The 24621-nt window shown below is 50.0% G+C and carries 24 protein-coding genes, 6 tRNA genes and 5 pseudogenes; 18 read left to right on the forward strand and 17 right to left on the reverse strand.

What is annotated here, in order from left to right; translation table 11 throughout:
• Positions 1-130 precede the first annotated feature (130 nt).
• Complete coding sequence (locus LH51_RS13390; protein WP_144244276.1) at positions 131-313, reverse strand: XisI protein; 183 nt, start codon at positions 311-313, stop codon at positions 131-133.
• Positions 314-324: 11 nt separating this feature from the next.
• Positions 325-627 carry a hypothetical protein gene (locus tag LH51_RS13395; RefSeq protein ID WP_036522966.1) on the reverse strand — a complete coding sequence of 101 codons (303 nt, stop codon included), beginning with the start codon at positions 625-627 and terminating at the stop codon, positions 325-327.
• Positions 628-930: 303 nt separating this feature from the next.
• Between LH51_RS13395 and LH51_RS13400 the strand changes: the two genes are divergently transcribed.
• From LH51_RS13400 to LH51_RS13430, 10 genes and pseudogenes are all read left to right on the forward strand, one after another.
• Positions 931-1965, forward strand: coding sequence for an MASE1 domain-containing protein (locus LH51_RS13400; RefSeq protein WP_036522968.1), 1035 nt, complete (start codon positions 931-933; stop codon positions 1963-1965).
• An 88-nt stretch (positions 1966-2053) separates the two neighbouring features.
• Positions 2054-3010: a PAS domain S-box protein gene (locus tag LH51_RS23670; protein WP_036522971.1), complete on the forward strand. Its 957-nt coding sequence runs from the start codon at positions 2054-2056 to the stop codon at positions 3008-3010.
• Complete coding sequence (locus LH51_RS13410; protein WP_160173733.1) at positions 2979-3251, forward strand: PAS domain S-box protein; 273 nt, start codon at positions 2979-2981, stop codon at positions 3249-3251. Before LH51_RS23670 ends, LH51_RS13410 begins: the two co-directional genes overlap by 32 nt.
• On the forward strand, positions 3230-3838 hold the full coding sequence (locus LH51_RS19405; RefSeq protein WP_052063782.1) for a PAS domain S-box protein: 609 nt from the start codon (positions 3230-3232) through the stop codon (positions 3836-3838). Before LH51_RS13410 ends, LH51_RS19405 begins: the two co-directional genes overlap by 22 nt.
• Positions 3835-5589 (forward strand): ATP-binding protein, encoded by a 1755-nt coding sequence (locus LH51_RS13415; protein ID WP_052063783.1) that lies wholly within the window; start codon positions 3835-3837, stop codon positions 5587-5589. Before LH51_RS19405 ends, LH51_RS13415 begins: the two co-directional genes overlap by 4 nt.
• Before the next feature lie 35 nt (positions 5590-5624).
• Positions 5625-5753 (forward strand): hypothetical protein, encoded by a 129-nt coding sequence (locus tag LH51_RS23675; RefSeq protein ID WP_268746579.1) that lies wholly within the window; start codon positions 5625-5627, stop codon positions 5751-5753.
• 5 nt (positions 5754-5758) lie between these two features.
• A pseudogene (locus tag LH51_RS13420) lies at positions 5759-6918 on the forward strand (EAL domain-containing response regulator).
• Positions 6919-6995: 77 nt separating this feature from the next.
• A complete protein-coding gene (locus tag LH51_RS13425; RefSeq protein WP_036522976.1) occupies positions 6996-7463 on the forward strand; it encodes a hypothetical protein in 468 nt (155 codons plus the stop codon).
• A complete protein-coding gene (locus LH51_RS20890; protein WP_160173734.1) occupies positions 7460-7633 on the forward strand; it encodes a hypothetical protein in 174 nt (57 codons plus the stop codon). Before LH51_RS13425 ends, LH51_RS20890 begins: the two co-directional genes overlap by 4 nt.
• Before the next feature lie 17 nt (positions 7634-7650).
• Entirely contained in the window at positions 7651-8004 is a 354-nt protein-coding gene (locus LH51_RS13430; protein WP_160173735.1) for a response regulator, read from the forward strand.
• A gap of 61 nt (positions 8005-8065) precedes the next feature.
• Here the strand turns inward: LH51_RS13430 and LH51_RS13435 are convergent.
• Positions 8066-8152, reverse strand: a tRNA-Leu gene (locus tag LH51_RS13435).
• Positions 8153-8295: 143 nt separating this feature from the next.
• Here LH51_RS13435 and queA point away from each other — a divergent pair.
• The 8 genes and pseudogenes from queA (at position 8296) to serB (ending at position 17418) form a co-directional block, all read left to right on the forward strand.
• On the forward strand, positions 8296-9345 hold the full coding sequence (gene queA / locus LH51_RS13440) for a tRNA preQ1(34) S-adenosylmethionine ribosyltransferase-isomerase QueA (RefSeq protein ID WP_036522982.1): 1050 nt from the start codon (positions 8296-8298) through the stop codon (positions 9343-9345).
• Between the two features lie 14 nt (positions 9346-9359).
• Positions 9360-10501: pseudogene (tgt, locus tag LH51_RS13445) on the forward strand (tRNA guanosine(34) transglycosylase Tgt).
• A 35-nt stretch (positions 10502-10536) separates the two neighbouring features.
• A complete protein-coding gene (yajC, locus tag LH51_RS13450) occupies positions 10537-10863 on the forward strand; it encodes a preprotein translocase subunit YajC (RefSeq protein WP_036522983.1) in 327 nt (108 codons plus the stop codon).
• A gap of 65 nt (positions 10864-10928) precedes the next feature.
• A pseudogene (gene secD / locus LH51_RS13455) lies at positions 10929-12779 on the forward strand (protein translocase subunit SecD).
• Between the two features lie 12 nt (positions 12780-12791).
• Positions 12792-13715 carry a protein translocase subunit SecF gene (secF, locus tag LH51_RS13460; RefSeq protein ID WP_036523007.1) on the forward strand — a complete coding sequence of 308 codons (924 nt, stop codon included), beginning with the start codon at positions 12792-12794 and terminating at the stop codon, positions 13713-13715.
• A gap of 93 nt (positions 13716-13808) precedes the next feature.
• Positions 13809-14546, forward strand: coding sequence for a winged-helix domain-containing protein (locus LH51_RS24370; RefSeq protein ID WP_052063784.1), 738 nt, complete (start codon positions 13809-13811; stop codon positions 14544-14546).
• 23 nt (positions 14547-14569) lie between these two features.
• The gene (rnr, locus tag LH51_RS20125) at positions 14570-16195 is read left to right on the forward strand and encodes a ribonuclease R (RefSeq protein WP_327125162.1); all 1626 of its coding nucleotides are present in this window, start codon (positions 14570-14572) and stop codon (positions 16193-16195) included.
• Positions 16192-17418 (forward strand): phosphoserine phosphatase SerB, encoded by a 1227-nt coding sequence (gene serB, locus LH51_RS13470; protein WP_036522986.1) that lies wholly within the window; start codon positions 16192-16194, stop codon positions 17416-17418. The genes rnr and serB overlap by 4 nt, the downstream gene beginning before the upstream one ends.
• 22 nt (positions 17419-17440) lie before the next feature.
• Here the strand turns inward: serB and LH51_RS13475 are convergent, their stop codons facing one another.
• From LH51_RS13475 to LH51_RS20600, 14 genes and pseudogenes are all read right to left on the reverse strand, one after another.
• Entirely contained in the window at positions 17441-18652 is a 1212-nt protein-coding gene (locus LH51_RS13475; protein ID WP_327125164.1) for an EAL domain-containing protein, read from the reverse strand.
• Entirely contained in the window at positions 18633-18839 is a 207-nt protein-coding gene (locus LH51_RS13480) for a hypothetical protein (RefSeq protein ID WP_036522991.1), read from the reverse strand. Before LH51_RS13480 ends, LH51_RS13475 begins: the two co-directional genes overlap by 20 nt.
• 11 nt (positions 18840-18850) lie before the next feature.
• Positions 18851-19561: a hypothetical protein gene (locus LH51_RS13485; protein ID WP_036522994.1), complete on the reverse strand. Its 711-nt coding sequence runs from the start codon at positions 19559-19561 to the stop codon at positions 18851-18853.
• 120 nt (positions 19562-19681) lie between these two features.
• Positions 19682-19757: transfer RNA gene (locus LH51_RS13490), tRNA-Gln, on the reverse strand.
• A gap of 6 nt (positions 19758-19763) precedes the next feature.
• Positions 19764-19840: transfer RNA gene (locus tag LH51_RS13495), tRNA-Met, on the reverse strand.
• A 14-nt stretch (positions 19841-19854) separates the two neighbouring features.
• Positions 19855-19929: transfer RNA gene (locus LH51_RS13500), tRNA-Gln, on the reverse strand.
• A gap of 21 nt (positions 19930-19950) precedes the next feature.
• Positions 19951-20027 (reverse strand) — tRNA-Met (locus tag LH51_RS13505).
• Between the two features lie 96 nt (positions 20028-20123).
• Positions 20124-21215 (reverse strand): redox-regulated ATPase YchF, encoded by a 1092-nt coding sequence (gene ychF / locus LH51_RS13510; RefSeq protein WP_036522997.1) that lies wholly within the window; start codon positions 21213-21215, stop codon positions 20124-20126.
• A 20-nt stretch (positions 21216-21235) separates the two neighbouring features.
• Positions 21236-21822: pseudogene (gene pth / locus LH51_RS13515) on the reverse strand (aminoacyl-tRNA hydrolase).
• Between the two features lie 27 nt (positions 21823-21849).
• Complete coding sequence (locus LH51_RS13520) at positions 21850-22434, reverse strand: 50S ribosomal protein L25/general stress protein Ctc (protein ID WP_036523000.1); 585 nt, start codon at positions 22432-22434, stop codon at positions 21850-21852.
• Between the two features lie 125 nt (positions 22435-22559).
• Positions 22560-23501, reverse strand: a complete 942-nt coding sequence (locus LH51_RS13525) for a ribose-phosphate pyrophosphokinase (protein WP_144244279.1) — start codon at positions 23499-23501, stop codon at positions 22560-22562.
• 69 nt (positions 23502-23570) lie between these two features.
• Positions 23571-23646, reverse strand: a tRNA-Gln gene (locus LH51_RS13530).
• A gap of 119 nt (positions 23647-23765) precedes the next feature.
• Entirely contained in the window at positions 23766-24350 is a 585-nt protein-coding gene (gene lolB / locus LH51_RS13535) for a lipoprotein insertase outer membrane protein LolB (protein ID WP_160173736.1), read from the reverse strand.
• Between the two features lie 4 nt (positions 24351-24354).
• A pseudogene (locus LH51_RS20600) lies at positions 24355-24621 on the reverse strand (tetratricopeptide repeat protein); the annotation flags it as partial.

Below are 24621 nucleotides of genomic sequence, written 5' to 3' on the forward strand. Positions count from 1 at the left end.
TGTTTACAACACCGGCACGGCATCTGGTTGGACGCTGAGCGCGGTAACGGCGGATATGATTGCCACTATCATAGACACAGCGACTAAAGATGTTGCTGCCTATTCTCGGACAGCCTCCTAGTAAGTGATATTAACCGGGAGTATTCAGTAAAGCCGATCTGAGCCTTTCAGCCGTAGCTGAATCGGCTGGTTGGCTTTTCTCAATACCCCAATCCTGTCTGTTCTGGTGAATCCAGACCTGGCCATCCCTGATCTCAATGCTGCTGACAGGTTTAAGGTCTCGGCGCTGCTGAGCCGTATAGATATTCAGCAACTCATAATCCATTACCCAAAGGTATTATCGGCTTCCACCGTGATGACAGTATGGGCTTCGATCTCATAGCCGCTGGGTGTTACATGCTGTGCCTGGGTGATCATGGTGCGAGCATCGGGGTATTGCTGGCGTACACGGTGGTATTTCGCTAAGGCTGAATGGCTGTAACGTTGACCGGTCGTTTCACGGCGCTGATAGTCCAGATTAATGCTGTGATTGATCATGCGCAGCTCGCGTAGATCGATGGCTTGAACCATGGAGCTGATACTGAGTAACAGTGTTAAAATGCAGCAGCCAGATACACGCTTTATCATCACCCTTTCCTTACTGTGGTGAAACTCACTCAATTGAACGCGGATTTTGAGCACAATTGCCGTTGTATGCAATTAAAAACGCTTGTTTTTCTGATGCGGGTCAATAATTTGTTGGTCTTTGAGATTGATGTGCCGCTTCCCCGTCCTGTTGTTTTGTATTCCTGCCAAGCTGAATCAGGTACTGTGGTTGAATAGCACTTGCTGTACTATACTTGAGTAAATAAGTTGGTTATATGGCTGATGGCTAATTCAGTTTGTTCTGACTTTAGATCGCCCACTGAAATAATAATTAAGGGTCATTAATTGCAGCCATTGTCTAAAACACCTGATGCCATGTCAGCTCCGGATCATCCTGTCTCTTTATTTGCAAAAATAGTGATAGTGGCGTTTGTGTATGCGTTGGCGGGTATTGCAACACTGTCTTTGAGCTTTACTGAGGGATATGCAGCACCTTTCTGGCCAGGTGCTGGTCTGGGCCTGGCGGCTTTGCTGATCTGGGGGCGGCTGTGTTGGCCGGGTATTTTGGTGGGCAGCTTCCTTGTCGATCTATGGATGGATACCAGTATTAGTGTACTGCCGATGGCATCCATTAATGCAACGGCGTCGACATTGCAGGCTCTAGTTGCTGCCAGCCTGGTGCATACGCTATTAAAGCGTCCGGAGTCGCTGGCAAAAGATCCCGACCTGCTAAAATTTCTTCTATTCGCAGGCCCATTAAGCTGTGTCATTGCCTCCAGCGTGGGTGTATTTAGTCGTTACTGGTTTGGTAGCTTACCGGCTGAAGAGTTGTGGGCTGAATGGCTCATCTGGTGGGCGGGGGATACGCTGGGGGTGCTGCTGTTTACACCGGTGATCCTGTTGCTGTGGCAAGATCGACGAACCAAAGCGCTACAGGTAGGCGCTCATCGCATAGTTTTTCCCTTGCTGATTACGGCTACGTTGTTGTTATTGGGTAATTATGCCCTGGCACGAATGGAGCAGAATCGGGCGCAGCTTGAGCTCGATCGCGTATTCGAAGAGATTTCAGATCTGCAATTTGAGACACTGCCGCGGGTTATTCAGCCTCTGATCCAGCTGGAGCGGTTTTTCTCTGCAAGTATATGGGTCTGGCCCTCGGAATTTGCTCGATATACCCAGTTTATGATCAGTGCCCCCGCTATGATTGCTGTTGATTGGGCTCCCAGAGTGCCTGCTGAACAGTTGGCTGCATTTGAACGTACTCAGCTCCAGCCTCTGGAGCAAACCCATCATGTTTTTGAGCTGGGTTCGCCTCTTCAAAGTTTAGTCTTAGCGCAGCGTAGCGAGTATTTTCCTGTGCTTTATACCGAACCTCATTAGATGGGGCTATTGCACGGGGGTTGGATCATGGGTTCGAGGCGCCCAGAGTAGAGGCAATGCAGCAGGCTCGCCACACAGGCAGCCGGTTATGTCGCAGATAGTCCCTTTACTGCGCACCAGTCAACAAGGAGTGCTGGTGTTCCATGCAGTCTATGAGCAGGGCCAGCATCCACTGTTTACCTCTGAGCTGTCAGGTGCGGAGCTACCGCTGAAGGGCTTTGTGGTGGGTGTTTATGATATAGACTTATGGTTAGAACCCTTACTGGATCTGGCTCAGGATAAAGGTATGCGGTTACGAGTCAGTGATGTGACGAATGCCAGTGATCATCACGTGTTCTGGACTGATTTGGCCGACACCAGTCAGCCTGTCTGGGTGCGGGATGTGGACATTGCCGGGCGCAGTTGGCGGTTGGAAATGCAGCCTGAAGCACAGAGCTGGAAGCCAGGTGCCTCACTTGAAGAGCAGTTGTATCTGGCTTTTTCTGTGGTTGCCGCCTTTATGGCCGTATTTGCAACTCTGGGCAGTGCCGGACGCTATGCGGCCACCCGTGGCGAAGTGGCGACACGAACTCGGGAGTTGAGAGAGGAATTGCAGGCTCGAGAGGTTATCGAGCAGGCGTTGCAGGAAAGTGAAAGTCGCTACCGGAATTTAATAGAAACGGCCCCCTTTACCATTCTGCTACAACACGAGGGCAAGGTGGTTTACCTGAATTCTCAGGGCATCAAAATATTCGGTGCTGATTCGCTGGAACACGTGGTGGGTTACTCTGTCCTTGAGCTGGTACAGCCAGATCATCGCGATACCATTTATGAACGTATTCGGCGTATTTCAGCCGGTGAAACTCTGTCAGAAATAGTAACCTTAACCTGCCTGCGTATGGATGGCACCCCCTTTGAAGCTGAGTGGTCCTCTGTACCCTATGAAATGGATAATGGTTTTGGCTCACTGGTCGTCCTGCAGGATGTTACGGCACGTAAGGCTGCTGAGGAACAACTGGATCGCTTTTTTTTCCTTGTCTTTGGATTTACTCTGCATTGCCGATGAGCAGGGTTATTTTCGGCGCGTTAATCCGGCTTTTATGCAGTTACTGGGTTGGACTGAGAAAGAGCTGCTAAGTCAGCCTTTCTTTAACCTTATTCATCCTGAGGATCTGGATGTGACCATTGAGGCTGTAGACCAAATCAATAGCGGCGAACGCGCCAGCCTGTTTAAGAACCGCTATCTTTGTAAAAATGGCAGTTGGCGTTGGCTGGAGTGGAAGCTTTGCCACAACCTGATGGTTTGATTTATGCCTCGGCTCATGATGTTACCCTGCAGCATGAAGCCACTAAGCAGCTGCAGCTGTTGAATGACAAATTACACCTGCGTGTAGAGGAGCGCAGCGCTGCACTGAAAGCCCTTAATGCCAAAGAGCAGGAGATCGAGGCGGTTCTTGATAACCTGCTTGAGTGCGTTATTACTATCGATGCTACGGGTAGGATACGCCGGGTGAACCCGGCGGTGACCAGTGTGTTTGGCTATACAGCCGAAGAAGTGGTGGGTCAAAATATTTCCATGTTGATGCCAGAGCCTCATCACAGCCAGCATGATGCTTACCTGAAAAACTATCAGCATACGGGTATTGCGCAGCTGATTGGCTCCAGTCGCGAGCTGGAAGGTCTGCACAAGGACGGTACATTGATCCCGTTGGAACTGGCTGTTAGTGAGTACCTTATTAATGATCAGGTCTATTACACGGGAACACTGCGGGATATCAGTGAACGTCGCTCACTGATTTATGAATTGATCAATGCGCGTGTGGAGGCCGAAGAGTCCAGTCATGCAAAATCAGCTTTCCTGGCGACCATGAGCCACGAAATACGTACCCTATGAATGGTGTGCTGGGGCTTGTGGATGTGTTGGAACGGGATGAACTGAGTGATTATCAAAAAGGACTGGTCAAAACCATCAAGCGTTCTGCTATAAGTTTGTTGTCGATCATTGATGACATTCTGGATTTTTCCAAGATAGAGGCCGGTCGTCTGGATATCTGCAATGAAAGTGTAGATGTGGGTGAACTGGTGGAAGATCTGTGTAGCTCACTGGTGTTGCTGGCCTTGGACAAACAGGTTGATTTGTCGGTGTTTATAGATCCGTGTATCCCGCATAAGTTGATAGCGGATTCCACGCGGTTGCGCCAGGTGCTTTATAATCTCATCGGTAATGCAATTAAATTCTCTGGTAACCGTGATGAGCAGCGAGGTAGGGTTTCGGTCAGAGTGGAACTCACCGATCAGCAGCCTCCGCAATTGCAAATTGGAATTGTTGATAATGGTATAGGCATTGCTGCGGACCGGTTGGATGAACTCTTTGATCCATTTACTCAGGCCGAGTCTGATACTACTCGGCGTTTTGGTGGTACTGGACTGGGGTTGGCGATCAGTAAGCGCCTGGTGGAAATGATGCAAGGTGTGATACGGGTTGAGAGTACACCCGGTGAGGGGTCGCGTTTTATTGTGGAGTTGCCGTTGCAGACCCCGGTAGATGATGTCACACAAACATCTTTCTGGCCGGATCTTTCCGGTGTGACCTGTGTGTTAACTCCTGCGGAAACTTACCGGGCTGAAGATATTGCTACCTACCTTCAAGCAGCTGGTGCTGTGGTTTTGTTGCCGGTTGCCGATGAAGCTCTGTATCCGTTGCTGTCATGTCAAACACCACCGGTTATATTAATTACCAATGGCGTTGATGTAATGCCTTCGCTGGAAGGCATGCTCGCCAGTATGCCGCATGTACGCCAATTGCGGATTGTGCATGGTCGGCGAAGAAAAGCGCGGGTAGAGGATGCCGAACACGTGCTTCTGGATGGTGATGCACTCAGTCGCGAAGCGCTACTGCAAGCCGTCAGCATCAGTGCAGGCTATTTATCTCCAGTCGCCAGCTATGTGTACCAGGCGGTAGATCAGTTGGAATTACAGCATAAAGAAGGCGAGACGGACCGAATTCCGATCAAGGAGCAGCTGATTTTGGTGGCTGAAGATGATGATATAAATCAAATTGTTATATTGCAACAGTTGCGTTTACTGGGCTATTCCAGCGAAATTGCCGGAAATGGCAAGGAGGCATTGGAGAGGTGGCGTTCTGGTCGATTCAGCCTGTTGTTAACGGATTTACATATGCCGGAGTTGGATGGCTATCAGTTGACAGAACAAATTCGGGCTGAAGAATCAGAAGGACAGCACCTGCCGATCTTGGCACTGACTGCGAATGCCCTGCGTGGTGAATCAGAACGTGCCAGGCTGGCTGGTATGGATGCTTATCTTGTTAAGCCAGTTGGCCTGAAAAAATTACAGGCGGCACTGGATGAGTGGCTACCTGTCCAGGATACCCAACAGGAGTCCATGAGTATGCCGAATACGCCAATAGTACCGCAGGATAAAACGCTGTCGGTTTTAGATATTAGTATTCTGAAAGAGTTGATCGGTGATGATCAGGCTATAACGAATGAGTTGCTGCAGGGATATCTTGAATCAGCAAGCCATCACACTACCAAGTTGATGGCGGCCTGGCAGCAACATGATCTGAATGAAATTGAGATGGTGGCGCACAAGTTAAAATCATCCTCCGCTCTGTTGGAGCGCTGAGACTGGGTGAGCTTTGTGCAGTCCTGGAGCTGGCCGTGCGCTCCAATCGACTGAGCGAGGTGGATGCCTGCCTGAAAGATTTTGCCGCGTTATTTGGACTTACCAAAGAGCATATTGAACGATATCTGGGGCCGGCTGCTGATGTGCTGGAGACGGATACATGAGAGTGATGGTGATCGATGATGAACCCTTCATGTGTCAGTTGCTGATGCGGCAGCTGGCTCAGCTTGATTACAATGAGGTGTCGTCGTTTGAATCAGCTGCCGAAGCACTGACATTGCTGCGGCAGAAGCCTGGCAGGATTGATGTGGTTTTCTGCGATCTGCAGATGCCTGGTATGGATGGCATAGAGTTTGTTCGCCAGCTGGTCCAGATTGGATTTCGTGGGGGCCTGGTGCTCGTCAGTGGAGAGGATCTGCGTATTATTGCCACAGCTGAAAAGCTGGCGGCAAACCATAATTTGACCGTACTGGGTGGGATACAGAAGCCTGTTTCTCAAGCTGTTCTGGTCGGTGTTATGCAGCGCAGTGAGGTACATTTAAGCCATCAGGCGTCGATTATTCCTGGGCGTGCGGCCATATCAACGCCGGTAAAGTCCTACAGTGCAGATGAGTTACAAAGAGCGCTGTCTCAGGGTGAATTGGTAAATTATTATCAACCTAAAGTGTCCTTTGAGGATGCACGGCTGGTTGGTGTGGAAACGCTGGTGCGCTGGAATCATCCGCAAGATGGGCTGGTATTCCCTGATCAGTTTATTCAGTGTGCTGAGGAGGCCAAACTGATCGACTCGCTTACTCAGCAGGTGCTCAGATCGGCATTGCTGCAGACGCGCCACTGGAATGACCTGAATCTGGCGCTACAGGTTGCCGTTAATATATCCATGGATAACCTTGCAAGTCTGGATTTTCCTGATCAGGTGGAAAGCTTGTTGCGCGAAATGGGTGTGCCTGCTTCGGCACTGATGCTGGAGATTACCGAGAGTCGGGTGATGCACGATCCCTTGGCTTCACTGGATATACTCACGCGCTTGCGGATTAAAAAAATAAGTCTGTCGATTGATGACTTTGGTACCGGACATTCTTCGATGCGCCAGTTGCATGACATTCCCTTCAATGAGTTAAAAATTGACAGTAGCTTTGTTCAGGCGCAGGAGAGGATGAATATGCGCGCATGATCCTCGAAGCCAGCCTGAACCTGGCGCATCAGCTAGGACTTAAGAGCGTGGCCGAAGGGGTCGAAACACTGGAAAGCTGGCGCTATCTTCGGGCTGCCGGATGCGATGTGGCTCAGGGGTGGTTAATTGCCAAGCGATGCCTGCCGAACAACTGATCGGGTGGGCTGAACACTGGGAGGCTGAGCGTGAACAGTTTATCCATAAAACAGGGTGTTGATAGGAGGTGAAGTCTATGTTGCCGGGTAGCTTACTGGCCAATAAGCATTCGCTGGTGTTTATTGCCGGAAACAACAAGAGCGTTGTAGAGGTTGTTTACGCACAGCTTAAAGACGACTTTGAGAAATTGATTATGCATGTGACCGATGATGCGAATGACATAGTCAATGAATTTCGTCATTCCTATGCGGATGTACTGGTGTTGGCGTTTGAAAATATTGAGCTGTCGGCCCAGCTATCTGATGCGTTATTTAAAGCCAACAGGCAGTCGCCACTTAAGCCTTTTCGACTCTTGGCACTGTGCAACAAATCTAACGTAAAGCGGGCTTATGCGCTGTATGGCGAGCGTTTGATCAATGACTATATTGTCTATTGGCCGCTAACCTATGACCCTTATCGCCTGGTGCTTTCCGTACGCAGGCGGTTGAAGATCTTAAATATAATGATGATGCCAAGTTATTGCTCCAGGAAATCAGTACCTTGAAGAAAGAGCTGGCGCATTTAAAGGCTGAACATGAGCGTTTGTTACAGGAGAATCGTTATGCGGGAGTGATTTCAAATCAGCCGCGGGAAGGCCCGATGGACACGCTCAGCCTCAGTCTGCAGAGCATGAACTACCGCTGGAAACTGATAGCACTCTCTCGATACCGATAAAGCACCAGCATAAAACTGTGCTGGTGGTCGATGATGACGAATTTCAGCGTAGTGTATTGCGAAAATTACTGATGGCAGAGCATTATGACGTAAAATTTGCTGAGAATGGCTTGGATGCGCTGGAAATGATGCGGCAGCGGCAATATGACTTAGTGTTGCTGGATCTGCTCATGCCTGGCATGAGTGGCCTGGATGTAATGCAGCAGATTCGTATGCATCCTGGCTTGGCGGCAGCACCTGTCATCATTATTAGTGGAGAGCATGAAAAAGAAACTGTCGTCGAATGTCTGCAGTTGGGTGCTTCAGGCTATGTAGTTAAACCTTATACCCGCAAGACATTGCTGGCGAAAATTGCCAAGACGTTTGCTTAGCTAAGTCGAATCCATCTATTAGCCATCCAGAGGCTTGCTAAGAAGATGTCTGTATTTTTGCTGGTAGCGGTGGGCGGACTCGAACCGCCACGCCCGTTAAGGCAACGGATTTTGAATCCGTCGTGTCTACCAATTTCACCACACCGCCAACATGATTCTGTCACCTGAGTGTTACACACCTTGATAACAGAGCGGCTATTATAAGCACTTTACCGCAAGGGTCAATCCGCACTGAAAAAATCTTTTGTATGGGGTAAAATACGGCACCTTGATTTTTGATGATGATTGACGATGCGTGTAAGTGATTTCACCTTTGAATTACCTGATGAACTGATTGCCCGGTTTCCACTGGAAACCCGCAGTGCCAGCCGCTTGTTGTGTGTGGATGGCAATGATGGCCTGTTGCAGCACCTTCAATTTAGTGAATTGACCGAGCTGCTCAATCCCGGTGATTTGTTAGTGTTTAATGATACCCGGGTCATACCGGCGCGACTGTTTGGTCAGAAGGCCTCGGGTGGTAAAATTGAAGTGCTGATTGAGCGGCTGCAGGGCGAACAGCGAGCACTGGCTCACATACGTTCAAGTCGGGCTCCCAAAGTGGGTGCACGTTTGTTGCTTGAAGGTGGTGTTGAAGCTGAGGTGCTAGGTAGGCAGGAAAATTTGTTTATCTTGCAATTTGATCTCGGTGGCGACCTGCTTGCAGCATTGGAAGCGCATGGGCATATGCCTTTGCCGCCGTATATGCAGCGGGATGATCAGCCGTCAGATCGTGAACGTTACCAGACGGTTTATAATCGCAAACCCGGGGCTGTCGCGGCGCCAACAGCCGGTTTGCACTTTGATCAGCCGTTGCTGGATAAGTTGCAGGCATTGGGCGTGGAAACGGCCTTTGTGACCTTGCACGTTGGCGCAGGTACCTTTCAGCCGGTTAAAGTGGATCGGGTTGAAGATCATCATATGCATGCCGAATATATTGATGTCCCTGAATCCGTGTGTGAGGCGGTTCGGGCAACGCGTGCCAGAGGGGGGCGGGTGATTGCTGTTGGAACGACAAGTGTGCGTTCATTGGAAAGTGCCAGTCAGAGTGGTGAAATTCAGCCGTTTAGCGGTGACAGCAGTATCTTTATCTACCCCGGTTATCAGTTCCGCAGTGTGGATGCGCTAATCACTAATTTTCATCTACCTGAGTCGACTTTGCTGATGTTGGTATCGGCTTTTGCCGGGTATGATCACATCAAGGCCGCCTATGCGGAAGCGATTCTGCAGAAATACCGGTTTTTCAGTTATGGCGATGCCATGTTTATGACCCGTCAGGATCTAAGTGCCGAGGAGCAAGCGTGAGTAGAGAGTGTTTTATGCAGTTTGAATGCCTGGCAACAGAGGGTAAGGCGCGTCGTGGCCGGCTGACCTTTCCTCGGGGCGAGGTTGAAACGCCCGCCTTTATGCCAGTGGGGACCTATGGCACAGTGAAAGGCATGTTGCCACGAGATGTCAAGGCACTGGGTGCACAGATAGTACTGGGTAATACCTTTCACCTGATGTTGCGTCCAGGGACAGAGATTATCAATCTGCACGGCGATCTGCATGACTTTATGCAGTGGCAGGGTCCTATTCTGACAGATTCAGGCGGCTTTCAGGTATTCAGTTTGGGCAAGATGCGTAAAATTACCGAGGACGGCGTTTCCTTTCGCTCGCCCGTGGATGGCAGTAAGGTATTTTTAAGCCTGAAGTGTCGATGCAGGTGCAGCAGGCGCTGGGTTCGGATATCGTGATGATCTTTGATGAGTGTACGCCTTATCCGGCGACAGAGATCGAAGCCGCTGAGTCCATGCGCATGTCCTTGCGTTGGGCTGAACGTTCCAAAACCGCACACGGGAATAGCCCTTCTGCCTTGTTTGGCATCGTGCAGGGCGGCATGTATCCGCACTTGCGTGATGAATCACTTGCCGGGTTGGTGGAAACGGGATTTGATGGTTATGCGATTGGCGGGCTGTCTGTCGGTGAGCCCAAGGATGAGATGATGCATGTGCTGGATCATCTGGCACATAAAATGCCTGAAGATAAGCCGCGATATCTGATGGGTGTGGGTAAGCCGGAAGATATTGTAGAAGCGGTACGTCGGGGCGTGGATATGTTTGACTGTGTCATTCCGACCCGCAATGCGCGTAATGGGTTTTTGTTTACCTCCAACGGGGTGGTGAAAATCCGTAATTCGGTGAATAAAACCGATACACGTCCGCTGGATGAAAATTGTGATTGCTACACTTGTAAAAACTTCAGTCGGGCTTATCTACATCATTTAGATAAGTGTGGCGAAATGCTGGGTGCACAGTTAAGCACGCTGCATAACCTGCATTACTATCAAACACTGATGACTGGTTTGCGCAATGCGCTTGAACAGGGTAAATTGTCCGCCTTTGTGGACGATTTCTATCGTGCTCGGGGGATGGAAACACCGCCACTGACAGATACAGTGACTGATGAGAATATCGTTTAAGTTAATTTTATGACAATAACCTGGAGAACGCCTCGATGAGCTTCTTTATTTCACCAGCCTACGCGCAAGAAGCGGGTAGTATGGATTCCGGCATGTTTAATATGTTGTTTCTGGTCGGTTTTGCACTGATTTTCTATTTCTTCTTGTGGCGTCCGCAGGCAAAGCGTGCCAAGGAACATAAAGCGCTGATCGGTGGGCTGAGCAAGGGTGATGAAGTCATCACTGCAGGCGGAATCATTGGTAAAGTAGTTCGCCTTACCGATGACTACCTGGTGCTTGAAGTCAGCAATGGTGTGGAACTCAAGTTTCAGAAAGCCCATGTGGCGGCTGAACTGCCCAAAGGTACTATCAAAGATATCTAAAGGCTGAATCCAGCGTAAGCGCCACTTATTGAAGTGGCGCTTTTGTTTACCGAGGATGGAGCAATATGCTCAACCGCTACCCTTTGTGGAAAAATCTGTTAATAGCCGTAGTGCTGGTGATTGCCGGCATTTATGCAGCTCCCAATCTTTACCCTGAAGACTACGCCGTACAGATTTCCGGATCACGTGCTGTGCATCAGTTGATGATCGCGTGATGGCGCAAGCTGTGAGCTTGCTGGAGCAGGAAGGTATTGAATATAAAAGTGCAGAACTGGAAAACACTACCGGTATGCTGCGCTTTAAAGATGGTGATGCCCAGTTGCTTGCCAGGGCAGCACTGGCGCGTGCACTTGGGAATGATTATGTCGTGGCCATGAACCTTGCCGCGACAACGCCTGACTGGCTGACATCATTAGGTGCAGGGCCCATGACGCTGGGGCTCGACTTGCGCGGTGGTGTACACTTTTTAATGGAAGTGGATACGGTTCAAGCCGTGACTCAGCGCCTGGAAGTCTATGCCAGCGATATCAGAACCACCTTGCGTGAACAGCGTATTCGTTATCGTTCGGTTGAGCTGAATGATGATGGCTTGCTGGCGGCACGCTTTGCTGATGCTGAAGCGCTTGAGCAAGCGCAAAGCCGGCTGCGCCGTGATTTTCCGGAATTTACGTTTGCAACCGCTCAGGAGGACGATGCCTGGTTTTTGCTCATCACCCTGAATGAGCAGACTGTAGGTGAAATAGAAGATTACGCCATTCAGCAGAACCTGACGACCTTACGTAACCGGGTTAATGAGCTGGGTGTGGCTGAACACTGGTTCAGCGCCAGGGGAGTAATCGCATCGTCGTGCAGTTGCCCGGTATTCAGGATGCGGCAGCAGCCAAGCGGGTTATCGGTCAGACAGCTAATCTGGAGTTCCGTCTGGAGGCGTTGAGTGATGCCAGCCGGGCAGCGACGGAAGTGTTTCAGTTCCGTAATGACCCGGATCGTCGGGCTACATTAGAACGTGATCTTATAATCACGGGTTCCAGTGTAGCCAATGCCAATTCGACCTTTGATGAAAACGGTATGCCGCAGGTTTCCATTACGCTGGATGCCCGTGGTGGTCAGATGATGAGCCGGATTACGCGTAATGCGCTGCAACGCCGTATGGCTGTGGTGTTTGTTGAGCACAAGACCCGCTTTGTCACTGAGCAGGTAGAGGGTGAAGCTGTAGAGCGTCGTATTCCTTATACCGAAAAACGTCTGATCTCCCTGGCGACCATTCAAAGTGTGTTGGGTAATCAGTTCCGTATTACCGGTCTGGACAGCCCTCAGGAATCATCGGAGCTCGCACTGTTGTTGCGTGCCGGTGCCTTGGCTGCGCTATTTACTTTGTCGAAGAGCGCACCATTGGGCCAAGTCTGGGGGCCGCTAATATTGAAATGGGGGTAACCTCAGTCAAGATAGGCTTCGCCTTGGTTCTGCTGTTTATGGTGGCGTTTTATCGGGTGTTCGGTCTGCTGGCAAATATCGCCTTGACACTCAACCTGATGATGTTGGTTGCGGTCATGTCCATGTTGGGTGCAACCCTGACACTACCGGGTATTGCCGGTATCGTGCTGACAGTAGGTATGGCAGTTGATGCCAATGTCTTGATTTTTGAGCGTATCAAGGAAGAGTTGCGAGCGGGATCACCAGTACAGTCAGCCATACATGCAGGTTTTGAACGCGCTTTCAGTACCATTCTGGATGCCAATGTGACCACGCTGATTGCGGCCATCATCCTCTTTGCAATGGGCACAGGGCCGGTTAAAGGTTTTGCCGTCACTCTGTCGGTGGGGATTATAACCTCGATGTTTGCTGCATTGGTGATCACGCGTGCACTGGTCAATCTGGCTTATGGTGGCCGTAAACTGCAAAAGCTAGGCCTCTGAGGTGCATTGATGATGAATATTGAACGCAATTTTAACTTTATGGGAGCGCGTCGCATTGCCGCGACTCTCTCTATTATTTTATTGCTGGTCTCTATTGGTTCTTTAGCAATCAATGGATTAAAGCTCGGATTGGATTTTACCGGTGGCAGCCTGGTTGAAGTCACCTATGAGCAGCCTGTAGAGCTGGAAACCGTGCGTACTACCTTGCGTAGTGGTGGTTACGGTGATGCTGTGGTGCAAACGTTTGGCTCAGCCAATGATATCCTCATTCGTCTGGGTGAGGCTCATGATCCACAACTAGGCCAAAAAATTCTTGAGATGTTGCAGCAGGATGCTGACTCACCTGTCACCCTGCGGCGTAATGAGTTTGTGGGCTCGCAGGTAGGTGAGGAGTTACGTGAACAAGGTGGGCTGGGGCTGCTGGTCGCACTGATCATGGTGATGATCTACCTGGCCTTCCGCTTTCAATACAAGTTTTCAGTGGGTGCAGTGCTGGCATTGGCACATGATGTAATCATTGTGCTGGGCTTCTTCTCGCTGATGCAGATCGACTTTGATTTGACAGTACTGGCAGCACTTTTAGCTGTCATAGGCTATTCTTTGAATGACACCATCGTGGTGTATGATCGTATACGCGAAAACTTTCGTGTATTAAGGGTCAGTGAATCGCTGGAAGTGCTGAATAGCTCATTGAACCAGACGTTGAGTCGTACCATTGTTACCTCCTTGACCACGATGCTGGTGCTGGTGGTATTGGCATTTTTTGGTGGTGAAATGATCTATGGTTTTGCCATAGCACTGCTGGCAGGTGTGGTTATCGGTACCTATTCATCGATTTATGTAGCGGGTAATATTCTCCTGCTGCTCAATGTCACTCGCGAAGATCTGATTCCGCCACCGCCCAAAGAAGATGAAGATGAGGAGCTCGTTCCCTGATCAGTAACAATCTTAAGCAGGCCTTTATGTCGGCAACGCAGGAGCGGTTCATGTGTCCGATGACGGACACGCTTGTTAATAAATGGATACACTATGAATAAAAAATGGGTTGAAAAAGATCCGAATGCCGTTCAGGAAGCACAAAAGTATGAAAATCCTGTGCCGAGCCGTGATTTCATACTCGATTTCCTGCAAAAATGGGGTGCGCCTATATCGCACCTGGATTTGTGCGATGAGTTGCACCTGCAACATGAAGACGATATAGAGGCGATTCGCCGTCGTCTGATCGCCATGTGTCGTGATGGACAGTTGATCTCCAACCGCCGCAACGAATTTGGCTTGATTGAAAAAATGAACCTGATCAGTGGTCGTGTTATAGGTCACCGTGATGGTTTTGGCTTCCTGAAACCGGATGATGGTAAGGATGACCTGTTTCTGAGCCCCAGAAACATGCGTGAAGTATTTGATGGCGACAGAGTGTTGGTTCAGGAAGTGGGTCTGGATGCCAGGGGGCGTCGTGAAGCCAAAATTGTTGAAGTGCTGGAACGTGGTGTGCGTAAGGTTGTGGGTCGTTTCGACGGTCAAAATGGCTTTGGCTCGTTGATTCCAGAGAACCAGCGCATTACCAATCAGGTGATGATTATTCCGGATGAACAGTCCGACCTGCAGTATGATGACGGACAGTTGGTAGTGGCAGAAATTCTGCAATACCCTAACCGCCGTCAGCCTGCGCGTGCGCGGGTTATTGAGGTATTGGGTGAGCATCTGTCGGCTGGTATGGAAATTAAGGTGGCTATTCACAGCATGATATTCCCAATGAATGGCCAATAGAAGTTGAGCAACAGACGGCTGAGCTGACGCCGGAAGTTGAGGAAAAGGATAAGAAAAACCGGGCTGACCTGCGTAGTCTGCCGCTGGTCACCATTGATGGTGAAGATGCGCGGGACTTTGATGATGCCGTGTATGCCGAGAAGAAACGTTTCGGTGGCTGGCGTCTGTGGGTCGCTATTGCCGATGTTTCTTACTATGTTCAGCCAGGCACCGCACTGGATAATGAAGCGATCAAGCGCGGTAATTCGGTGTACTTCCCCGAATATGTTGTGCCGATGTTGCCTGAGCTGCTGTCTAATGGTCTATGCTCGTTGAATCCTAAAGTAGACCGCTTGGCGATGGTCTGTGAAATGAACATTACCCGGGCAGGTAAGCTATCAGATTACAGCTTCTATGAAGCGGTCATCAATTCCAAAGCACGCCTGACCTATAACAAAGTAGCCACGATCCTTGGGTTGTTGGGTGAAACTGAGGATCAACAGGCGTTGCGTTCTGAGTTCGCCCCGGTTGTACCTCATCTGGAAGTGCTGCACGGCCTGTATAAAAAGCTGCGTATGGCGCGTGAAGAGCGCGGTGCGATAGACTTTGACACCGTCGAGACGCGTATTGAATTTGGGCCTGAGCGTAAAATTGAACGTATAGTGCCGGTGCATCGTAATGATGCGCATAAAATCATCGAAGAATGCATGCTTTGCGCTAACGTAGCGACAGCGCGTTTTCTGGAGAAGTTTAAACAACCGGCACTCTATCGTATCCATGAAGGCCCGAAAGATCAGAAGTTACAGAATCTTCGCGGTTTTCTGGGCGAGCTGGGTTTGAATCTGCCCGGTGGTGATAAGCCCGAGCCGAAGGATTACTTACGCCTGGCTGAAACTATTGAAGCGCGTCCTGATCAGCACATTATCCAGACCATGATGCTGCGCTCCATGCAGCAGGCGGTTTACAGTCCGGAAAACAAAGGGCACTTTGGCCTGGCTTATGAAGCCTATGCCCACTTTACCTCGCCAATTCGTCGTTATCCGGATCTGCTGGTACATCGTAATATTCGCGCTGCAATTCATTCAGGTAAGCGGATAAAAGGGGTTCACCGTCCCTCAGGTTTTGTGGCGAATCCGGCCTTTGTTAAAAACTATGCGATGGAAGAGATGCTGGCGTTGGGTGAGCAGTGCTCAATGACAGAACGCCGTGCCGATGATGCGACCCGTGATGTGGTTTCCTGGTTGAAGTGTGAATACATGCTTAGCCAGATAGGCAATACCTTCGAGGGGGTTGTGGCCGCGGTGACCGGTTTTGGCTTGTTTGTCGAAATCCGCGATCTGTATGTCGAAGGCCTGGTGCATATCACCGGATTACCCAGTGATTACTACCATTTTGATGCCGGTAAGCAGCGTTTAGTGGGTGATAGAACCAAGCGGGTATTCAAGTTGGGTGACCCGCTGAATGTCCGTGTGGTTCGTGTTGATCTGGATGAGCGTAAAATTGATTTCGATATGGCGGATTCAACCGGACAAAAATCTGGTTCGGCCCCTAAAAAGCCAACTAAACGGGATCAACTGCGTTCTGGAAAAATCGATGAAAACGGCGGTAAAAAACGCGGTCAGCAACGCCGCTCCGCTAAACCTTCAGCACGAAAAAAACCAGACAGATGAACGAAATTATACTCATGACCATCTCCGGCAAGGATAGGCCGGGGGTTACGGCTGCCATGACCGCTATTCTGGCGAACTTCAATGTTAATATACTCGATATAGGTCAGGCTGTTATTCACAATACCCTGTCTCTGGGTATCCTGATTCAGGTGCCTACCGAGGCAGGTGCATCTAATTTACTTCGTGATCTGTTGTTTCGTGCACATGAGTTGGATATGCATGTGCGTTTTGAGCCGGTCAATGCGGATGATTATGAGCAGTGGGTCACAGGGCAGGGTAAGTCACGTCATATCATTACCCTGTTAGGCCGACGTATCAGTGCTTTGCACATTTCCAGAGTGGCAGACATTGCGGCACGCCACGGTTTGAACATTGATAATATCAATCGTTTATCTGGACGGGTTTCGCTGTTGGAATCTCAAGCAGAATCGGTGCGTACCAAAGCCTGTGTAGAGTTTTCGGTGCGGGGCATCCCTCCGGATGCCTCGGCACTGCGTCAGGCATTTTTGCAGGCCGCATCAGATTATGATGTTGATATCGCCTTTCAGCAGGACGATATCTACCGCCGTAACCGCCGTTTGGTGGTATTTGATATGGACTCTACCCTGATTGAAGCTGAAGTCATAGATGAACTCGCCAAGGAGGCGGGTGTCGGTGATCAGGTTGCAGAAATCACTGAAGCGGCCATGCGTGGCGAGCTGGATTTTAATGCCAGTTTCCGTAAGCGTGTGGCGCTGTTGAAAGGATTGGATGTGTCGGTTCTTGAGAGCGTTGCTGCGCGGCTGAAGCTGACTGAAGGTGCGGAAACCTTAGTGTCTCAACTAAAAGTTCTGGGCTTTAAAACGGCTATTCTTTCTGGCGGTTTCAGCTATTTCGCCAAGGGTTTGCAGGAGCGCCTCGGGTTTGATTATGTCTATGCTAATGAGCTGGATGTGCTCGATGGCAAGGTTACGGGCGAAGTTAGCGGTGAGATCGTCAACGGCGAGCGTAAAGCACAGCTGCTCAGAGAAATCGCGCTGCGTGAAGGGCTTAAGCTGGAGCAAACTATCGCCGTAGGTGATGGTGCTAATGATCTGCCTATGCTGTCGATTGCAGGTTTGGGTATAGCGTTCAGGGCAAAGCCACTGGTCAGAGAAAACGCTAAGCAGGCTATTTCAACCCTCGGACTGGATGGTATCCTCTACCTGATAGGCTTTCGCGATAGGGATGGCATGGTTACCTAGGGTTTCCCAGGTTGTTGCCTCGTCATTCATCGAAAAAAGCATAATCCATTTCATGGCGTGGGGGCTGTAAATAATGCCCCTGCACCATCTGTACACCCAGTCGGAAGAGCGTGCTCATCTGGCGGGTATCTTCCACCATCGGTGCAATCAGGGTTATGTTTTTTTCCTTGAGGGGCTTTATGATGGCTTCAAGTTGCTTTTTAGTTATGGTGTTGCGATTGAGGTCCTTGAGATAACAGCCGTCCAGTTTAATATAATCGACCGCTACGTCTGACAATATGAAGTCAGATTCAGAGGTGCTGCCGTAGTGTTTCAGGCAAATCTTGCAGTGGAGTTTATGCAGTGCACTGCAAAAGGCTTTGTAATAGGCGGGCGATGCAAGGGCATCCACCTCGCTGATCTGAAAAACAAGATGATCTGCCGGTAGGCGCATGCTGCGGATTTGTTCAGCAAACCAGGGGAGTAGCGATTTGTTGCGCAGTGTACGTCCGGTGATGTTAATGAACAGACGATTACGTTTACCCTTGTCCATAGATTGGCGCATTAACATGACGCATTCTTCAAGCACCCACATATCCATACGAGCCAGCACATTATCATCATTGATACTGTCCATGAATATATTGGGGGAAACCTCTTTGCCATCTTCGGTGGTCAGTCGTAGCAGTACTTCATAATGAGAAATATGTATTTCAGTATTTAACGAAACGATGGGCTGAAACAGCAAACGGAAACGGTTATGGGTGATGGCATCAACTACCCGCTGTACCGCTTTGGCATCGGTGGTAACAACAGATGAGCTCTGATTGAGTTGAAAAAAACTGTAGCCATTGCCGTGGCGTTGGTTTGAGTTCAGGCTCCTGGCAGCGGTTTCGGCCCGATTGAGTAACTCGGCAGCCCGAGGTGAACTTTCACTGATCATGGCTATGCCTATGGCACAGGTAGTCTGTATTTTGTACTCACCCAGTGCTAGTTCCAGCCCTGAAATGCCCAGGCAGATGTCACGAGCCAGTGCTTTGGCGGTTTCCACATGGGGATCAGATAAAAGCAGGGTATAGATATTGTCATCTATTCTGGCTAGCGTGTGTGCATCATTAACTCGATTTTTGAGTAGCTTGCCTATAGCGCCGGCGAGTAGATCGGTGCCTTCCTGGCCGGTGTTTTGCTGCAGTGTTTGGTAATTATCCAGAGTGATATAGAACAGAAATCCATCATTACCCCCCTTCGGGCCAATTCAAGTTTATGTTCCAGTTGTCGGGCAAAGCCTGCTGGTTCAACAGTCCGCTGATCGGATCCATTTCATTGAATATTTCAGTGTCAGCCAGGTGTTGAATGATGTCGATCTGAATTGCATCAGTTTCAGAATATACCGCAGGAAAAAGTGATAGTGTGGCATTGAATCGGGTCGAATCGGCACGCAAGACTTCTGCGCTTATGGAGCTGCTTTGCTGTTCACCGGAGAGGATGCTGTTAATGCTATCGAGTAATGCCTCGCGATGTGATGGGGACACGATTTTGTCGAGACTGAGCCAGGCAGATCTTTAAGTTGAGCATAACCCAGCTGTTCAAAGAAACGCTCATTTGCATAGCATAGTTTATTATCTATGCTGAAACAGATGGCAGTACGTGAGTCAGCTATCAGCGACTGAATGCGGCGTTCTGCTTTCTCCAGCAGTGATTCACACTGCCGCCAACTTTGGCGTTGCTGTAAGGCCAGGTAAGCCTGATAGATATAGGTCAGTGTCAGCTTGCTGTTGTCACCACAACAAATGATATTGATGTTCTGCTCCAGTAGTGCCAGGTGAGCGGCTGCATCGGGTAACTCAGTGCATAGCAGTAGCAATGGAATGTCTTTATCCAGGGCGTTGATCAGTTCAGCGCTACGGGTAAAAGTCAGATCCTGGAGGTTTTCATTGCTGAGTAGTATCAGGTCCCAGCTACGTTCTGACAGGGAGCCGGTGAACTCTTGTTCATTGGAGATAAGGCGGCAGCGCGGAGCCAGGCGTGCGCTCTGTAGCGAAGCTTGTATGGCGGCGGCCTGTTCACGGATAAAGCCAATAAACAGGATGGATATATTCTTGCGCTGCTCACGACCAGGAGTGATAACGTTGTTTAACTGGCTAGCAGGTATGTCAGCATTCATAAGACTGCCACTGTCTTGAAGGGCTAAGAATCAGTTTAATACATAACAGTATAGCGGCCAGTTACGGGTGCGTGAATAATCTGAATGAAAAATACACACAAAGGATAAGTTAAATAGAAATGGCTGGGGTAGTAGGACTCGAACCTACGCATGCTGGAATCAGAATCCAGTGCCTTACCAACTTGGCGATACCCCAGTAGAATGGTGGCAATGGCGGGATTCGAACCTGCGACCCACGCATTATGAATGCGTTGCTCTAACCAACTGAGCTACATTGCCGACAAACCTGAAAATGGCAGGGGTAGGAGGATTCGAACCTCCGCATGACGGGATCAAAACCCGTTGCCTTACCGCTTGGCGATACCCCTAAAAACTTGAGTGTTGAAAACTGGTGGCAATAGCGGGATTCGAACCTGCGACCCACGCATTATGAATGCGTTGCTCTAACCAACTGAGCTATATTGCCACGTGCTTTCAAGGCCGCAAATTATTCGCTTTTTGGCCCTTGCTGTCAACAGTTTAAGTGCAAAAAACCCTGATTCTCGAGGCTTTTAAGCAGATTTTATACATTGAAGCGAAAGTGTACGACATCGCCATCCTTGACGATATAATCTTTGCCTTCCAGGCGCCACTTGCCCGCTTCCTTGGCACCCTGCTCACCCTTACCGTTAATGAAGTCATCGTAGCCGACCACTTCAGCACGAATAAAGCCTTTTTCAAAGTCAGTGTGGATAACGCCCGCTGCTTTAGGTGCTGTGTCGCCAATGCGTATGGTCCAGGCGCGGACTTCTTTAACGCCTGCGGTGAAGTAGGTCTGCAGACCCAGCAGGCTGTAGCCGGCACGGATGACCCGATCAAGTCCTGCTTCCTGCATGCCCATTTCTTGCAGGAACTCCAGTTTTTCTTCATCTTCGAGTTCAGCGATCTCGGATTCCAGCTTATTGCAGATAGCGACCAGTTCGGCACCTTCTGTTGCTGCCAGTTCGCGCACTTTATCCAGGTGCGGGTTGTTTTCAAAGCCATCTTCCGCCACATTGGCGATATACATGGTTGGTTTGGTGGTCAGTAGGTGAAAGGTCTGGATCAGGCGCTGCTCATCGTCATTCAATGATAGCGCTCGTGCTGGGTAGCCTTCGCCCAGGTGCGGCAGTAGCTTCTCCAGTAGCGCCTTGGCGGCGATGGCTTCCTTGTCACCCCCTTTGGCGTTGCGGGTAACGCGCTGCAGTTGTTTCTCAACTGAATCCAGATCAGCCAGAGCCAGCTCCATATTGATGGTTTCTATATCTACCAATGGATCGATCTGATTAGCGACGTGGATAACATTGTCATCTTCGAAGCAACGAACCACATGGGCAATGGCATCTGTCTCGCGAATATTGGCCAAAAATTTATTACCCAGACCCTCGCCTTTAGACGCGCCCGCTACCAGGCCTGCGATATCAACAAATTCCATTGTGGTTGGTATCACGCGTTCCGGCTTGACGATATCAGCCAGCGCTTGCAGGCGTGGGTCCGGCATAGGTACAACGCCGGCATTGGGTTCGATGGTGCAGAAAGGGAAGTTCTGCGCCTCGATGCCGGCTTTTGTGAGTGCGTTAAAAAGGGTCGACTTGCCGACATTAGGCAGTCCGACGATGCCACATTTAAAACCCATGATCTGTTCCTGTTAATTGGTCAGCCAGAGAAGCTGTGCAGTTGATTCATTGCGCGTTGCCATTCACCTGCTGCGGCCAGTGGAAGGTAGCGCAAGGCTTCGTCAATGGCGGCTTGTGTTTGTATGCGCTCGGACTCCGGGGCTCGTGTCAGTACAAAGCCGGAAACCTGGCTGGCATGGCCTGGATGGCCAATACCGATGCGCAAGCGATAAAAGTCTTTGTTATTTCCCAGTCGGGTAATAATGTCTCTCAGGCCATTGTGTCCACCGGGTCCGCCGCCTTTTTTTAAGCGAGCCTTGCCGGGTGTAGATCCAGTTCATCATGGACTACCAGAATGTTATCTGGGGCAATTTTATAAAAATTCGCCAGTGCCGCAACCGCTTTGCCGCTGAGGTTCATGAAAGTGGAGGGAATAATCAGGTGTACTGGATGACCGTTGAGCATCACTTTGGCATAGTGGCCATGAAAGCGTGCCTCGGGTCTGAGAGGTGTATTCTGCTGGGCAGCAAGCTGCTCCACCAGAATAGCACCGGCATTGTGACGTGTTCCTGAATACTCTGCACCAGGATTACCCAGGCCTGCAATCAGTTGAATGACGTCAGTCATGCCGGTATTGATCAGCCGTCAGGCTGATTATTTTTTAGCGCCACGTGGGGCGTAGCAGTAACCGATACCCTGGTCGTGATCTTCACCACGGCGCAGTGCTACGATTTCAACACCTTCTGGAAGGATAACATCCGACAGGTGAGCAATCTGACCCATTTCAATATTAGTCAGGTCTACATCCAGGGCTTCTGGCAGATCTTTTGGTAAGCACACTACTTCAGCAGTAGAGGCTTCGGGTGCAAACTTGGCAGCTGCTTTAGAGGCAGCAGATTTTTCGAAGTTTACAAAGTTCAGAGGTACCTGGATTTTGATTTTCTGCTTATCATCAATGCGCTGGAAATCCGCATGCAGAACAACCGGCTTAGCTGGGTGGCGCTGCAGATCTTTGATGATAACGGGTGTGTCGTTGCCATCCAGACGAACAGTCAGGATCGACGAGTAGAAACCATCTTCCAGCAGCATGCGGTAGAGATCTTTACCGACAACAGAAACAGCTACCGGTGTATCGGTACCGTAAACGATACCTGGTACCATGCCCTGGCGACGCAGGCGGCGGCTCGCACCCTTCCCCTGATCTTCACGGCTTACGGCGTTAATTACGAATTTTGACATGGGTATTACCTATAAATTAAAAAAACTGCAATTCCCGCGACCAGAAACTTGCAGCATTTAGTTGCCCTGTAGCTCAGGGAAATGTTGGTACTCGGTGAGTACCGTCTGGTTCAGTGCGCTGTTCTTTAACGGAACATCGCACTGATGGATTCTTCATTACATACACGTCTGACCGCTTCTGCCAACATCGGGCCCAGTGTCAGTTGACGGATTTTTCCGCAGGCCTGTGCTCTCGGTGACAGCGGAATGGTGTCAGTTACCACCAGTTCATCCAGTTGTGAGGCGTTAATATTATCGATGGCAGCGCCTGAAAGTACCGGGTGTGTAACGTAAGCAATAACGCGTTCGGCGCCTTTATCTTTTAGGGCTTGTGCCGCTTTGCATAGAGTTCCAGCGGTATCACACATGTCATCAACCAGGATGCAGGTGCGATCGGCGACATCACCGATAATATTCATTACCTGGGATTCATTGGCTTTTTCGCGACGCTTATCAATAATGGCCAGATCGCAGTTAAGCTGCTTGGCAACGGCACGGGCACGGACTACCCCGCCAACATCCGGTGAAACCACCATCAGATTGTTGTATTTCTGGTCAACGATGTCATCCAGTAATACCGGCGAGCCATAGACGTTATCCACAGGAATATCGAAAAAGCCCTGGATCTGATCAGCGTGCAGGTCAACTGTTAATACGCGGTCAACACCAGCGCTGGTCATCATGCTCGCTACTACCTTGGCGCTGATGGGAACACGGGTGGAGCGTGGGCGACGGTCCTGGCGGGCGTAACCGAAGTAGGGCACAACAGCCGTGATGCGCATGGCTGATGCCCGTCGCATCGCGTCAGCAAATACGATCAGTTCCATCAGGTTGTCGTTGGTTGGCGCACAAGTTGACTGAATAATGAACACGTCCTTGCCACGGACGTTTTCCTGTATTTCAACACTTACTTCACCGTCACTAAAGCGGCCTACGTCAGCTTTCCCTAATGGTATATCTAAGCGTTCTACCACCTTTTTTGCCAATTCAGGGTTGGCATTGCCGGTGAAGATCATCAGGCTGGACATGCGCTTTACCTTCTCGATCGCGTCAGTATGAAATTTGGGTGCTGAAAACTTATCAGTCATCATAAATATTGGCTGGGGTAGTAGGACTCGAACCTACGCATGCTGGAATCAGAATCCAGTGCCTTACCAACTTGGCGATACCCCAGTAACTCCTCCGGCAAAAAGTAGCCTTGAAAGGAAGGCGCGTATTCTGTGCAAAATCAGATCAAAAATCAACCCCTGTCTTGGATAAGACTGAGGAACCTGTTTGGACTTTGCTGTGGATCATTCGTCGAAGAGTTGCCAGCGACTGATGACCAGGTTGACTGTCAGGTCATTATGCACCATTCGTAACCGTGAAGGTAGGCGAACCCCCGGCTCGATTTCCTGGAAACGTAGAATGTGTATATCCCAGCCCGCCTGAAGAAAATGTAATTGACTATCTATAGTCAGGGTTTCGTGAGGGCGGGCAGGGTCTGGCAGGCCACGTATCCACCAAACGGCATGGCTCACTGGCAGGCTCCAACCTAATAAGGCTTGCATTAACGCTTCAGGTGAGCGGGCTGTATAGCGATCATCTTCACCGGCTACCTGAATTTCCACCTGGCCGGGTCGTCCTCGCATCACTGCAACTGACTGGTTGAATGGGCCGGCTGTCATACCGATACGGTAGTCAGCATGCTTCTGTTCCCAACTGAGTCTGGCATTGTCGCTACGTTCCGCACGACTGATGCTGATACGTGCATCCATGGACCAGTTATTCATCTGGTAGATAAAGGCTTGTTCTTGCGTGTCGGGTGCGGGTAGTCTCGGCGAAACGCTGCAGGCGGATAGAAACAGCACAGCCATGCAGGCGAGTAGTAATTTCATAACCCTAAAGTGCTCCGATCTGTTTGGCTGCATCAAGCAAATGGTAATTATCGGGTGTGATTTGCAGATGTTTTTCGAGTAGATCAAGTGCTTCATCCCTGCGCTCAAGTCTATCCAGTACACGTATCAGATGGGCAGCTACCTCCGTATCGGGGTAGGCGGCGTAAGCGCGTTGCAGAAATAATAGCGCCTCTTTAGCTCGATCCAGCTTAAATAGCACCCAGCCCATGGATCCAGTGTGGCCGGGTCTGTCGGTTGTTGCTCCAGTGCT

Source organism: Nitrincola sp. A-D6, assembly GCF_000764495.1.
Lineage (GTDB): Bacteria > Pseudomonadota > Gammaproteobacteria > Pseudomonadales > Balneatricaceae > Nitrincola.

What these genes read in the sequence shown, in the direction of transcription:
- ychF (WP_036522997.1), bottom strand. Translation starts at nt 21,215, where the DNA reads ATGGGTTTTAAATGTGGCATCGTCGGACTGCCTAATGTCGGCAAGTCG.
- yajC (WP_036522983.1), top strand. Translation starts at nt 10,537, where the DNA reads ATGAGCTTCTTTATTTCACCAGCCTACGCGCAAGAAGCGGGTAGTATG.
- LH51_RS13485 (WP_036522994.1), bottom strand. Translation starts at nt 19,561, where the DNA reads ATGAATGCTGACATACCTGCTAGCCAGTTAAACAACGTTATCACTCCT.
- LH51_RS13395 (WP_036522966.1), bottom strand. Translation starts at nt 627, where the DNA reads ATGATAAAGCGTGTATCTGGCTGCTGCATTTTAACACTGTTACTCAGT.
- LH51_RS13425 (WP_036522976.1), top strand. Translation starts at nt 6,996, where the DNA reads ATGTTGCCGGGTAGCTTACTGGCCAATAAGCATTCGCTGGTGTTTATT.
- LH51_RS13415 (WP_052063783.1), top strand. Translation starts at nt 3,835, where the DNA reads ATGAATGGTGTGCTGGGGCTTGTGGATGTGTTGGAACGGGATGAACTG.
- serB (WP_036522986.1), top strand. Translation starts at nt 16,192, where the DNA reads ATGAACGAAATTATACTCATGACCATCTCCGGCAAGGATAGGCCGGGG.
- secF (WP_036523007.1), top strand. Translation starts at nt 12,792, where the DNA reads ATGAATATTGAACGCAATTTTAACTTTATGGGAGCGCGTCGCATTGCC.
- LH51_RS13520 (WP_036523000.1), bottom strand. Translation starts at nt 22,434, where the DNA reads ATGTCAAAATTCGTAATTAACGCCGTAAGCCGTGAAGATCAGGGGAAG.
- LH51_RS23670 (WP_036522971.1), top strand. Translation starts at nt 2,054, where the DNA reads ATGTCGCAGATAGTCCCTTTACTGCGCACCAGTCAACAAGGAGTGCTG.
- queA (WP_036522982.1), top strand. Translation starts at nt 8,296, where the DNA reads ATGCGTGTAAGTGATTTCACCTTTGAATTACCTGATGAACTGATTGCC.
- LH51_RS13525 (WP_144244279.1), bottom strand. Translation starts at nt 23,501, where the DNA reads ATGTCCAGCCTGATGATCTTCACCGGCAATGCCAACCCTGAATTGGCA.
- LH51_RS24370 (WP_052063784.1), top strand. Translation starts at nt 13,809, where the DNA reads ATGAATAAAAAATGGGTTGAAAAAGATCCGAATGCCGTTCAGGAAGCA.
- lolB (WP_160173736.1), bottom strand. Translation starts at nt 24,350, where the DNA reads ATGAAATTACTACTCGCCTGCATGGCTGTGCTGTTTCTATCCGCCTGC.